Genomic DNA, 10,633 nt, shown 5'->3' with positions numbered 1-10,633 from the left:
GAATGGTTTTCTTGATTTGAATAGATATTCAATTTTGAGTAGGTATTACTCAGAGTTAAGTGACGATAGCCTAGGAGATACACCTGTACCCATGCCGAACACAGAAGTTAAGCCCTAGAACGCCGGAAGTAGTTGGGGGTTGCCCCCTGTGAGATATGGAAGTCGCTTAGCTCTAGGGAGTTTAGCTCAGCTGGGAGAGCATCTGCCTTACAAGCAGAGGGTCAGCGGTTCGATCCCGTTAACTCCCATAGGTCCCGTAGTGTAGCGGTTATCACGTCGCCCTGTCACGGCGAAGATCGCGGGTTCGATTCCCGTCGGGACCGTTAGAATAACGTAAGTTATTTTAGACTCGTTAGCTCAGTTCAGTGGTAGAACACCACCTTGCCAAGGTGGGGGTCGCGGGTTCGAATCCCGTCGTTCGCTTAGAGAGGCCGGGGTGGCGGAACTGGCAGACGCACAGGACTTAAAATCCTGCGATTGGTAACGATCGTACCGGTTCGATTCCGGTCCTCGGCATAATATAATGAGCACCCTTAGCTCAACTGGATAGAGTACCTGACTACGAATCAGGCGGTTAGAGGTTCGACTCCTCTAGGGTGCATTTTTCTATTTAACTCGGGAAGTAGCTCAGCTTGGTAGAGTACTTGGTTTGGGACCAAGGTGTCGCAGGTTCGAATCCTGTCTTCCCGATTCATGGCGGTGTAGCTCAGCTGGCTAGAGCGTCCGGTTCATACCCGGGAGGTCGGGGGTTCGATCCCCTTCGCCGCTATAATGATCTTGTTGGACCTTTAGCTCAGCTGGTTAGAGCTCTCGGCTCATAACCGAGTGGTCGTAGGTTCAAGTCCTACAAGGTCCATTTGAATAGTATGGAGGATTACCCAAGTCCGGCTGAAGGGAACGGTCTTGAAAACCGTCAGGCGTGTAAAAGCGTGCGTGGGTTCGAATCCCACATCCTCCTTTTGTATTAACGCGGGATGGAGCAGCTCGGTAGCTCGTCGGGCTCATAACCCGAAGGTCGTAGGTTCAAATCCTGCTCCCGCAATAAGGCTCGGTAGCTCAGTTGGTAGAGCAATGGATTGAAGCTCCATGTGTCGGCGGTTCGATTCCGTCTCGCGCCATTTTTACTTATAGTATGTATGCGGGTGTAGTTTAGTGGTAAAACTACAGCCTTCCAAGCTGTTGTCGCGAGTTCGATTCTCGTCACCCGCTTTGAACTTTGTTCAAATTACCAAGTTTTTAACTTGGGCGCGTAGCTCAGGTGGTTAGAGCGCACGCCTGATAAGCGTGAGGTCGGTGGTTCGAGTCCACTCGTGCCCATTAATTGGAGAATTACTCAAGAGGCTGAAGAGGACGGTTTGCTAAATCGTTAGGTCGGGTAACTGGCGCAAGGGTTCGAATCCCTTATTCTCCGTTTGTATGAGGGTTTATAACTCTCTTTTTTTGTATTTTTAAGAATAGTAGAATAAAAACTTCAGATTTGTAAAACTTAATTGGATTACTTATCTGAAGTTTTTTTGCGCTCTTTGTCAACTGTAGTGGGCTGCAGAAAAGCTAAAATCTTTATATATTGTCGATTTTATGGTTGTGCTAGTTTATTATTACTTCCAACTCTTGAGTGAAATTTCTCCGCTATTTAGCCAGATTTCTTTTCCGTTATCACATTGAACTAAAAGTTTGCCATTTTCTGAGATATCTTTAGCAAGTCCTTTGTAGTCTTTTTGATCTAGTGTAAAAGTCACTTCTTTTCCTAGAACGATGGACTGTTTTTTGTATAGGTATAATAGCTCTTCTGCAGGTGTTTCGAAGAAAGCACGCCAGATTTCTATTATTAATTCATTTCTGGTTATAGGTGCTGGAGCTTTGAATAAACTAGCAGCTTTTTCTTTTAATTCTTGGGGGAAGTCTTTAATAGTAAAGTTGATTCCTACTCCAATAATGATGTCTGTGACTAAGCCAGTTTCTACAGACGTCATTGCCTCAGTAAGGATTCCTCCAATTTTATGATTTTTGAGGTAGATATCGTTGACCCATTTTATATCGATATCTATTAAAGTTAGATTCTTAATGGCTTTGTAGATAGCTCCGGCTACAAGTAGTGTGTAGGACGGTAATTTGTCGTAAGGAAGATTTGGTTTGAAATGGAGTGTCATATAAATGCCACCTTGTGGGGAGTAGAAAGAACGTTGAAAACGGCCTCGGCCAGCTTTTTGATAGGAAGCTAGATAGAGGGTGTTTGCTTCATTTCCTAAATCAATTGCTTCTTTTGCATCGAGTTGTGTTGATCTTGTTTCGGGTTTAAAACTGATTTTAATTGGAAGATTTTGTTCTAGAAGTTCTGGAAGAATAAGGTCTCCATTCACCAGTTTATAGCCTTTGTTTTTGATACTATCAATTTCAATGCCTTCTTGTTCTAAACGCTTGATGGCTTTCCAAATTGATGTTCGGGTCAGTGATAGTTCTTCAGCAATCTTTTCTCCGCTGATATAATCGGTTTCTTTAGCTAGAATTTGGTAGACGGCTTGGTAGGATTTCATATTGTTTCCTTTCTTTAGCAATTGTAAATGATTTAAATATAGTTTGGATAGTTGGTCAAAACTTTATTATATTACTACTATTTTAACATATACCTAGTCTTTACGGTATGATTTCCTTATAGTAAATCTAGTCATTAAGTTTGAGTTTTGAAATATCAGTATTTTTGCGCCCTTTTTTACCTAGTAAACGTTTCCTTTGTTTTCAAATTGCTAAAAAAGTGGTACAATAAAGGGTAGCTTACTATTATCTGAATCAACTGATTTGGAGAGAAAGGATTCGTTTTGAAATCAATAGGCTTTATTGAAAAGCTGAAAGGGTTGTCTAGTAAAGAGCTAATTTTATTGGGAATTATCCTGAGTATCTTTTTACCCTTTTATCTTTTTGTAGTTGTATTCTGTTTATATATTATCAGTTTAATTTTTACAGGGGACATGAAAAGTATTCTTCAGAAAATGGGGGAGCATCCGATGCTGCTTCTTTTTCTTGGTTATAGTACTGTTATATCCGTTTTTGCACAAAATTGGATGGGAGTTGTGGCTTCAGTAGGAATTTTTCTATTTACAGTTTTCTTTTTGCACTATCAGTCGATTTTATCACATAAATTCTTTCGATTGATTTTGCAGCTCGTCTTGTTTGGTAGCGTATTGTCAGCTGCTTTTGCGAGTTTAGAGCATTTCCAAATTGTGAAGAAATTCAATTATGCTTTTCTTTCACCCAATATGCAGGTTTGGCATCAGAATCGTGCAGAAGTGACCTTCTTTAACCCTAATTATTATGGAATTATTTGTTGTTTCTGTATCATGATTGCTTTCTATCTGTTTACAACAACCAAGTTGAATTGGTTGAAAGCATTCTGTGTGTTTGCAGGCTTTGTGAATCTCTTTGGTTTGAACTTTACGCAAAATCGAACTGCCTTTCCTGCTATTATCGCTGGAGCCATTATCTATCTATTTACAACCATTAAAAACTGGAAGGCCTTTTGGCTTAGTATTGGGGTCTTTGCGATTGGCTTGAGCTTCCTCTTTTCCAGTGATTTGGGAGTTCGGATGGGAACTTTAGACTCTTCTATGGAAGAACGCATTTCTATCTGGGATGCTGGGATGGCCTTATTTAAGCAAAATCCTTTCTGGGGTGAAGGGCCATTGACCTACATGCACTCGTATCCTCGGATAAATGCTCCTTATCATGAACATGCTCACAGTCTTTATATTGATACGATTCTGAGTTACGGAATTGTGGGGACCATTTTATTAGTTTTGTCTTCTGTTGCTCCTGTTCGATTAATGATGGATATGAGTCAGGAGTCGGGGAAACGTCCGATTATCGGTCTTTATCTGTCTTTCCTTACAGTGGTTGCTGTGCATGGAATCTTTGACTTGGCCCTCTTTTGGATTCAGTCAGGTTTCATTTTCTTGCTAGTTATGTGCAGTGTTCCATTGGAGCATCGAACGTTGGTATCGGACATGACGGATTAAGTTTTATAAGATTAAAATTCTTCTACCTTGGGTGGGAGATTTTTTTACTGGGAAAAATTATTTCTAAATCGAAATAGTTGACAGTTAGAATGATGAGTGTTACAATTATTTTATTCGTTTCGATATCGAAATAAATTGGAGGTGTCATGAAAGATAGTCATTTGGTAGCCCATCATATTCGTTTGTTGATTGGACGGATTTTTCAAAAGTTACTAAGTCGGGATCCTGAAGCTCTTTACCGGAGTGAACAGGGGAAGATTTTAGCGGTTTTATGGAATAGTGAAACTGGCTGCGCAACTGCGACAGATATTGCTTTGGCGACTGGACTTGCTAATAATACACTGACGACTATGATTAAAAAGCTAGAGGAACAAAATCTTGTAACTATTAGTCCATGTGGAGAAGATAAGCGTAAGAAGTATTTGGTTTTAACAGAGTTGGGGCAGTCTCAGAAAGAAGTGGGGCATCGTGTCAGTCAGAAATTGGATACGATCTTTTACAAAGGATTTTCAGAGGAAGAAATTCGCCAGTTTGAAGCCTTTCAAGAAAGGATTTTGGCAAATCTGAAAGAGAAGGAAAATGAGGATTAAAATTGAGCAAATTAGCTGTTTATAAGTAAAGGCCACTTTCGACTTTATTTTCCAACTATTAGGACAAGGAAACTATGTGGTTAGCTATGGTCAAACTCAGATTGATGGCCTTGCTTATGCCCAGTACGATATCTTCCGTCTAGACAATGGGGAAAATTGCTGAGCATTGGGACAATAAGGAAGTTATGCCTAAGGTAGAAGACCTGACCAATCGAGGGAAGTTTTAAAATGAGGACAAAGAATGATTGAATACAAAAATGTAGCCTTGCGCTACACAGAAAAAGATGTTTTGAGAGATGTTAATTTACGGATTGAGAATGGGGAATTTATGGTTTTAGTTGGGCCATCTGGCTCAGGTAAGACGACCATGATTAAGATAATTAACCGTCTTTTGGAACCGACTGATGGAAATATTTACATGGATGGTAAGCGTATCAAAGACTATGATGAGCGTGAACTTCGTCTTTCTACTGGTTATGTTTTACAGGCCATTGCTCTGTTTCCCAATTTAACAGTTGCGGAAAATATTGCCCTGATTCCTGAGATGAAAGGGTGGACTAAGGAAGAAATTGCGAAGAAAACAGAAGAGCTTTTGGCTAAGGTTGGTTTACCAGTAGCCGAGTATGGGCATCGCTTACCTAGTGAACTATCTGGTGGAGAACAGCAACGGGTTGGCATTGTTCGTGCCATGATTGGTCAGCCTAAGATTCTCCTCATGGATGAACCTTTTTCAGCCTTGGATGCGATTTCGAGAAAGCAGTTGCAGGTGTTGACTAAAGAATTGCATAAAGAGTTTGGGATGACAACGATTTTTGTGACCCATGATACGGATGAAGCTTTGAAATTGGCAGACCGTATTGCTGTCTTGCAGGATGGAGAGATTCGTCAGGTGGCTAACCCTGAGACTATTTTAAAAGCTCCTGCCACAGACTTTGTAGCAGACTTGTTTGGAGGTAGTGTTCATGACTAATTTAATTGCAACTTTTCAGGATCGTTTTAGTGATTGGTTGACAGCTCTATCTCAACATTTGCAGTTGTCACTTTTGACCCTGTTACTAGCTATTTTTATTGCGATTCCCTTAGCTGTTTATCTTCGCTATCATGAGAAGTTGGCGGACTGGGTCTTGCAGATTGCAGGGATTTTCCAGACCATCCCGTCTTTGGCCTTGTTGGGACTCTTTATCCCCTTGATGGGAATTGGAACCTTGCCGGCTTTGACAGCACTAGTGATTTATGCGATTTTTCCGATTTTACAAAATACCATTACTGGGCTAAAGGGAATTGATCCGAGTCTGCAAGAGGCTGGGATTGCCTTTGGGATGACTAGATGGGAGCGACTCAAGAAGTTTGAAATTCCACTTGCCATGCCTGTCATAATGTCTGGAATTCGGACGGCAGCAGTCTTGATTATCGGTACGGCCACCTTGGCTGCCTTGATTGGTGCTGGCGGACTGGGTTCCTTTATCCTTTTGGGAATTGACCGTAATAATGCCAGTCTGATTTTGATTGGAGCACTTTCTTCTGCAGTGCTGGCTATTGCCTTTAACTTACTATTAAAAGTGATGGAAAAAGCAAAATTGCGGACGATTTTCTCTGGTTTTGCCTTGGTGACAATATTGCTCGGTCTGTCTTATAGTCCAGCCTTACTAGCTCAAAAAGAGAAAGAAAATTTGGTGATTGCTGGGAAATTGGGTCCAGAACCAGAAATTTTGGCCAATATGTATAAACTCCTCATTGAGGAAAATACCAGTATGACTGCGACTGTTAAACCGAATTTTGGGAAAACAAGCTTCCTCTATGAAGCTCTGAAAAAAGGCGATATTGACATCTATCCTGAATTTACGGGTACGGTGACTGAAAGTTTGCTTCAGCCATCACCAAAAGTGAGTCATGAGCCAGAGCAGGTTTATGATGTGGCGCGTGATGGTATTGCCAAACAGGATCATCTAGCCTATCTCAAACCCATGTCTTATGAAAATACCTACGCTGTAGCTGTTCCGAAAAAGATTGCTCAAGAATACGGGTTGAAGACCATTTCGGACTTGAAAAAAGTTGAAGGACAGTTGAAGGCAGGCTTTACTCTCGAATTTAATGACCGTGAAGATGGCAATAAGGGCTTGCAATCAATGTATGGTCTCAATCTCAATGTAGCGACCATGGAGCCATCCCTTCGCTATCAGGCAATTCAGTCAGGTGATATTCAAATCACGGATGCCTATTCGACTGATGCAGAGTTGGCGCGTTATGATTTGCAGGTCTTGGAAGATGACAAGCAACTCTTCCCACCTTATCAAGGAGCGCCACTCATGAAAGAAGCTCTTCTCAAGAAACATCCTGAGTTGGAGAAAGTTCTCAATAAATTGGCTGGTAAAATTACTGAAAGTCAGATGAGCCAGCTCAACTACCAAGTCGGTGTTGAAGGCAAGTCAGCAGAACAAGTAGCCAAAGAATTTCTACAAGAACAAGGTTTGTTGAAGAAATAGTTTGAAAATGTCAAACTCAACTTGCTTAAACGACTATAGAAAAGAATGCTCAGACAATGTCGTCTGGGCTTTTTTGATATTAGAGTTACTGAATGTCTTTCAAAATGGAAAATAAGAGGAAATTTTTAGGACTTTCTAAAATTTTACTGTAAATACACTTGACTATTCATAAAATAGGTGTATAATGTGTTGTGAACTACTTAACAAATAAAGATTTCCAGCTCATGTCGACTAAGGATGGAAATCTTGTGTATAGACAGTTCAGTAGATATATAATAGAGCGTTGCGTCCGAAAGTCTATCCAGACACGGCTCTTTAAAAACAAAAGGAGAAGATTATGAAAACAGAACCGATTCATCGTACCAGTATGTGGAAATTTAAGTTAAGTGCTGCCACCATGACTTTGATTCCCGCTGCCGTGGGGATTAACTATGTTGCTAAAGCCTTGGCGGAGGGGTTAAAGTTGCCCGTTTGGCTGGGGTCTTTGGGAACCTTTCTTACCAGCATGTTGGCTGGGCCGGTTGCCGGTGCCATTAGTGGTTTCATCAACAACGTGATCTATGGGCTGACCTTATCGCCAATTTCAACCGTGTATGCGATTACCAGCATCGGAATTGGGATTGCTGTCGGAGTTTTGCACGCCAATGGGTGGTTCTCGTCAGCGCGACGAGTATTTGTTTCTGCTATTATTATTGCCATCGTTTCAGCTGTCATTTCAACGCCACTCAACGTCATCTTTTGGGGTGGTCAGACCGGTATCGCTTGGGGTGACTCATTGTTTGCGGTAATGGTCGCCAATCATGCACCAGTGTGGCTGGCCTCATTTACCGATGAGTTTATCTTGGATATTTTGGATAAAGTCTGCGTGGCCTACCTGTCATTCTTCATCTATCGTCAGCTGCCGAAGCGGATGGTGCACTTCTTTAGCGATGATAAATGATGACTGATAAAACATTGATTTCTGGAGCGCCACGGGTCAAGCTCAAGTGGTACCAGGTGATCGATCCGATTACTAAGCTCTTGTTCATCTTGGACATGACGTTGTTGAGCTTTGCCAGTATGAATTTATTGCTTCAGGCCGGATTAATTCTTGTCGCAACACTGCTATTGTTATTTTCCAAATTGAGTTCTACCACCTTTAAGGCGCTGGGATTCAGCCTGTTTCTGATTTGCACCATGCTGATCATCCAAGGGTTATTTTACAGTCGGAATCAAACTGTGCTGTTTTCTGTGCTTGGGGTGTCGTTCTACAAAGAAGGCCTGATTTACGCCACCACTCTGGGTTGTCGAGTATTGGTGATTATTTTGACCAGTGGCTTTTTTATGGTGACCACGAGTATTTCAGAAAACGCGGCCTATTTGGAACTGTCCGGATTGTCTTATAAAACCGTCTACGTTCTGATGTCGGTGTGTTATATTTTGCCGGAAATGATGCGCAATATGCGGAAAATCCAGCAGGCACAAAAAGTTCGCGGAACCAATCCGCAAAAAACGTTGATTCAGAAATTAAAGTCAGTCCTGCCGGTTCTAATTCCATTGGTGATTAAGACCTTGGATCAATCGATGACGCGGTCGATTTCTCTCCAACTGAGAGGTTTTGATAATCTCAACCGGACTGTCAGAACCTCCCAGCGCGTGTATCGCCTGTCGCGGACGCTGCACATTGGTCTGACTGGATTGGCAATTTTATTGATTGGGTGGAAGATATGGACGAAGATAAACGGATTGTAATTGAAAATTTGACCACCCGTTATCCGGGTACTGAGCAACCACAACTGCGTCAGATTAACGCGGAGGTTCATACCGGCCAGGTGGTTGGGATTATCGGGAATAGCCACTCTGGCAAATCGACTTTGTGCCGTGTGCTGGCAGGGGTCATTCCTAAAATTGTGTCTGCTGAGATTGAGGGCGATTGGCACATGTTTGGTCAGCGAGTATCCGACAATTGGCCCGTTTATAATGCCATGAATGGAGTTGTACTGCAAAATCCAGCTGGCCAACTAAGCGGGTTGGCAGACACGGTTGCCGATGAAATCGCCTTTGACTTGATTAATCAGGGAATGGCTGAAGGACTGATTCAAAAACGGGTTGAAGAAGTTGCCACGCAAATGGGGCTGATTGAACAGCTGAATTTGCGTCCCGAGAGCCTTTCCGGTGGTCAGATCCAGCGGTTGGCAATTGCCACGGCGATTGTGGCTAATCCGGCTGTTTTGATTATGGATGATCCGACCAGTGAGATGGATCCCCTTGGCCGCCGACAATTTTTCCAATGGCTGACCCAAGTCAAAGAGACGACTGTCTTCATTGTCACCAGTGAAATTGACGATTTGTGCGAAGTCGCCGACGTTGTGTGGGTGCTGCACGAGGGTCAAATGGTAGCCCAGGGCAGGCCGGGTGAGGTGTTTAATCATTTGGCAGCTGACTGGCAGATTCCAGCCCCGACAATCCAGCAACTTGCTCAAAAAATGGATTGGCACTTGGCTGATGGCCGGTATCCGGTGAATTACGCTGATCTGAAGGAGGTTCGTTATGTCCACAATTGAACTGAGCCACCTGACGTTCACTTATCCGGAACGGTCCTTTAGCTTGGATGTTGAAGACAAACACTTCGCCGATCCGATGGTGGCGATTGTCGGCCAAAATGGTGCCGGCAAATCAACGCTCTTCAAATTGTTGACGGGTTTGCTGACACCACAAACCGGTGTGATTAAGATTGATGGAGAAAATTTTAATGATCTTAAACCAGTCGAAAAGTTACTGAAGGTTGGGATTACTTTTCAGAATCCTGACGATCAGCTTTTCAACCCGACCGTTCAACGAGAGGTGGAGTGGAGTGTCGCGCAGGTCATGGATGACCACGACACGATTACGAGGCGGGCTTTAGCGGCTCTAAAAAGAGTTGGCTTGGATGATAAAACAGCTGAAAGTCCATATGACCTGTCATTGTCGGAACGCAAGCTGTTGAGCGTTGCCACAGTTTTGGCAGTGGATCCGGCGATTTATTTATTTGATGAGCCGATGATGTCGCTTGATTGGGAAAGCCGGCGCAAGTTGACCGCAATTTTCCATCAGTTGGCTGATTCGGGCCACCAAGTTGTGACCATCACCCATGACATGGATTGGGTCGCCGCCGAGTTTGAGTCGGTGTATGTTATGGAACACGGGAAGTTTGGCTTCGCCGGCAGTCCACGGGAATTGTTCAGCAATCACGAACTTGTCCAGCGAGTGGGATTACTACCACCGCGGATTATGGACATAGCGGAGTCGCTGGGTGATTCACAGACATATTTATCGGTTAATGATTATTGCCAGAAAAATCGAGATGTATAGAAAAAGTCACCTCTGCGGGTTTTCCAGGTTGAAGGATTAACTTCAGCTTCTGGCAAGAACTCACATGGGTGACTTTTGTGTTTAATAACGTTTCATGATCATCGGGTGCTTCCTCAGATCACTCGGTTTGATTTTACTTTGTTTCATGGTCATAATCATATACCATTTCTTTTGGATTTTTTGTTTGACTAATACAAAATAGGTTTTCATAGGTCTTCGC

The 10,633-nt window shown here is 42.8% G+C and carries 9 protein-coding genes, 14 tRNA genes, 1 rRNA gene and 1 pseudogene; 24 read left to right on the top strand and 1 reads right to left on the bottom strand.

The genetic code is table 11. The features are described 5' to 3' along the window. The first annotated feature begins 55 nt into the window (after nucleotides 1-55). The 15 genes from rrf to D8845_RS09025 all read left to right on the top strand — a co-directional run bounded on the left by rrf (nucleotide 56) and on the right by D8845_RS09025 (nucleotide 1,411). A 5S ribosomal RNA gene (gene rrf / locus D8845_RS09095) occupies nucleotides 56-171 on the top strand. Nucleotides 172-175: 4 nt separating this feature from the next. Next, a tRNA-Val gene (locus D8845_RS09090) sits at nucleotides 176-248 on the top strand. Nucleotides 249-250: 2 nt separating this feature from the next. Further along, a tRNA-Asp gene (locus D8845_RS09085) sits at nucleotides 251-323 on the top strand. Nucleotides 324-359: 36 nt separating this feature from the next. Continuing rightward, nucleotides 360-420: transfer RNA gene (locus tag D8845_RS09080), tRNA-Gly, on the top strand. 10 nt (nucleotides 421-430) lie between these two features. Then, nucleotides 431-516, top strand: a tRNA-Leu gene (locus D8845_RS09075). An 11-nt stretch (nucleotides 517-527) separates the two neighbouring features. Next, nucleotides 528-601 (top strand) — tRNA-Arg (locus D8845_RS09070). Nucleotides 602-616: 15 nt separating this feature from the next. After that, nucleotides 617-690, top strand: a tRNA-Pro gene (locus D8845_RS09065). A gap of 5 nt (nucleotides 691-695) precedes the next feature. Continuing rightward, nucleotides 696-769, top strand: a tRNA-Met gene (locus tag D8845_RS09060). 13 nt (nucleotides 770-782) lie between these two features. After that, nucleotides 783-856: transfer RNA gene (locus tag D8845_RS09055), tRNA-Ile, on the top strand. Nucleotides 857-868: 12 nt separating this feature from the next. Continuing rightward, nucleotides 869-958, top strand: a tRNA-Ser gene (locus D8845_RS09050). Between the two features lie 10 nt (nucleotides 959-968). Further along, nucleotides 969-1,042, top strand: a tRNA-Met gene (locus tag D8845_RS09045). Nucleotides 1,043-1,045: 3 nt separating this feature from the next. Further along, a tRNA-Phe gene (locus tag D8845_RS09040) sits at nucleotides 1,046-1,118 on the top strand. Between the two features lie 20 nt (nucleotides 1,119-1,138). Then, nucleotides 1,139-1,209: transfer RNA gene (locus tag D8845_RS09035), tRNA-Gly, on the top strand. Between the two features lie 34 nt (nucleotides 1,210-1,243). After that, a tRNA-Ile gene (locus D8845_RS09030) sits at nucleotides 1,244-1,317 on the top strand. Nucleotides 1,318-1,323: 6 nt separating this feature from the next. Beyond that, a tRNA-Ser gene (locus tag D8845_RS09025) sits at nucleotides 1,324-1,411 on the top strand. A 187-nt stretch (nucleotides 1,412-1,598) separates the two neighbouring features. On the opposite strand, the gene birA is transcribed toward D8845_RS09025, so the two are convergent. Continuing rightward, entirely contained in the window at nucleotides 1,599-2,534 is a 936-nt protein-coding gene (birA, locus tag D8845_RS09020; RefSeq protein ID WP_125453211.1) for a bifunctional biotin--[acetyl-CoA-carboxylase] ligase/biotin operon repressor BirA, read from the bottom strand. Between the two features lie 282 nt (nucleotides 2,535-2,816). Here birA and D8845_RS09015 point away from each other — a divergent pair, with 282 nt between their 5' ends. From D8845_RS09015 to D8845_RS08975, 9 genes and pseudogenes are all read left to right on the top strand, one after another. Continuing rightward, nucleotides 2,817-4,010 carry an O-antigen ligase family protein gene (locus D8845_RS09015; RefSeq protein WP_125453210.1) on the top strand — a complete coding sequence of 398 codons (1,194 nt, stop codon included), beginning with the start codon at nucleotides 2,817-2,819 and terminating at the stop codon, nucleotides 4,008-4,010. A gap of 146 nt (nucleotides 4,011-4,156) precedes the next feature. Next, entirely contained in the window at nucleotides 4,157-4,600 is a 444-nt protein-coding gene (locus D8845_RS09010; protein WP_125453209.1) for a MarR family winged helix-turn-helix transcriptional regulator, read from the top strand. Nucleotides 4,601-4,634: 34 nt separating this feature from the next. Next, nucleotides 4,635-4,827, top strand: a pseudogene (locus D8845_RS09005) (polyketide cyclase); the annotation flags it as partial. 14 nt (nucleotides 4,828-4,841) lie between these two features. Beyond that, the gene (locus D8845_RS09000) at nucleotides 4,842-5,570 is read left to right on the top strand and encodes an ABC transporter ATP-binding protein (protein ID WP_125453208.1); all 729 of its coding nucleotides are present in this window, start codon (nucleotides 4,842-4,844) and stop codon (nucleotides 5,568-5,570) included. Next, a complete protein-coding gene (locus D8845_RS08995) occupies nucleotides 5,563-7,083 on the top strand; it encodes an ABC transporter permease/substrate-binding protein (protein ID WP_125453207.1) in 1,521 nt (506 codons plus the stop codon). Before D8845_RS09000 ends, D8845_RS08995 begins: the two co-directional genes overlap by 8 nt. Before the next feature lie 337 nt (nucleotides 7,084-7,420). Beyond that, nucleotides 7,421-8,023, top strand: coding sequence for an ECF transporter S component (locus D8845_RS08990; protein WP_125453206.1), 603 nt, complete (start codon nucleotides 7,421-7,423; stop codon nucleotides 8,021-8,023). Next, nucleotides 8,023-8,814, top strand: coding sequence for an energy-coupling factor transporter transmembrane component T (locus D8845_RS08985; protein ID WP_000130448.1), 792 nt, complete (start codon nucleotides 8,023-8,025; stop codon nucleotides 8,812-8,814). The genes D8845_RS08990 and D8845_RS08985 overlap by 1 nt, the downstream gene beginning before the upstream one ends. Next, the gene (locus D8845_RS08980; RefSeq protein WP_125453205.1) at nucleotides 8,790-9,626 is read left to right on the top strand and encodes an ABC transporter ATP-binding protein; all 837 of its coding nucleotides are present in this window, start codon (nucleotides 8,790-8,792) and stop codon (nucleotides 9,624-9,626) included. The genes D8845_RS08985 and D8845_RS08980 overlap by 25 nt, the downstream gene beginning before the upstream one ends. After that, the gene (locus D8845_RS08975; protein WP_000103853.1) at nucleotides 9,613-10,413 is read left to right on the top strand and encodes an energy-coupling factor ABC transporter ATP-binding protein; all 801 of its coding nucleotides are present in this window, start codon (nucleotides 9,613-9,615) and stop codon (nucleotides 10,411-10,413) included. The genes D8845_RS08980 and D8845_RS08975 overlap by 14 nt, the downstream gene beginning before the upstream one ends. Nucleotides 10,414-10,633 lie beyond the last annotated feature (220 nt).

The organism is Streptococcus mitis (genome assembly GCF_003942865.1).
Lineage (GTDB): Bacteria > Bacillota > Bacilli > Lactobacillales > Streptococcaceae > Streptococcus > Streptococcus mitis_BI.
The sequence above is the reverse complement of the archived record's forward strand: the minus strand, read 5'-3'. Positions and strand labels throughout refer to the sequence as shown.

Coding starts and splice junctions, on each gene's coding strand:
- birA (WP_125453211.1), bottom strand. CDS start 2,534: ATGAAATCCTACCAAGCCGTCTACCAAATTCTAGCTAAAGAAACCGAT.
- D8845_RS09010 (WP_125453209.1), top strand. CDS start 4,157: ATGAAAGATAGTCATTTGGTAGCCCATCATATTCGTTTGTTGATTGGA.
- D8845_RS09000 (WP_125453208.1), top strand. CDS start 4,842: ATGATTGAATACAAAAATGTAGCCTTGCGCTACACAGAAAAAGATGTT.
- D8845_RS08995 (WP_125453207.1), top strand. CDS start 5,563: ATGACTAATTTAATTGCAACTTTTCAGGATCGTTTTAGTGATTGGTTG.
- D8845_RS08990 (WP_125453206.1), top strand. CDS start 7,421: ATGAAAACAGAACCGATTCATCGTACCAGTATGTGGAAATTTAAGTTA.
- D8845_RS08985 (WP_000130448.1), top strand. CDS start 8,023: ATGACTGATAAAACATTGATTTCTGGAGCGCCACGGGTCAAGCTCAAG.
- D8845_RS08980 (WP_125453205.1), top strand. CDS start 8,790: ATGGACGAAGATAAACGGATTGTAATTGAAAATTTGACCACCCGTTAT.
- D8845_RS08975 (WP_000103853.1), top strand. CDS start 9,613: ATGTCCACAATTGAACTGAGCCACCTGACGTTCACTTATCCGGAACGG.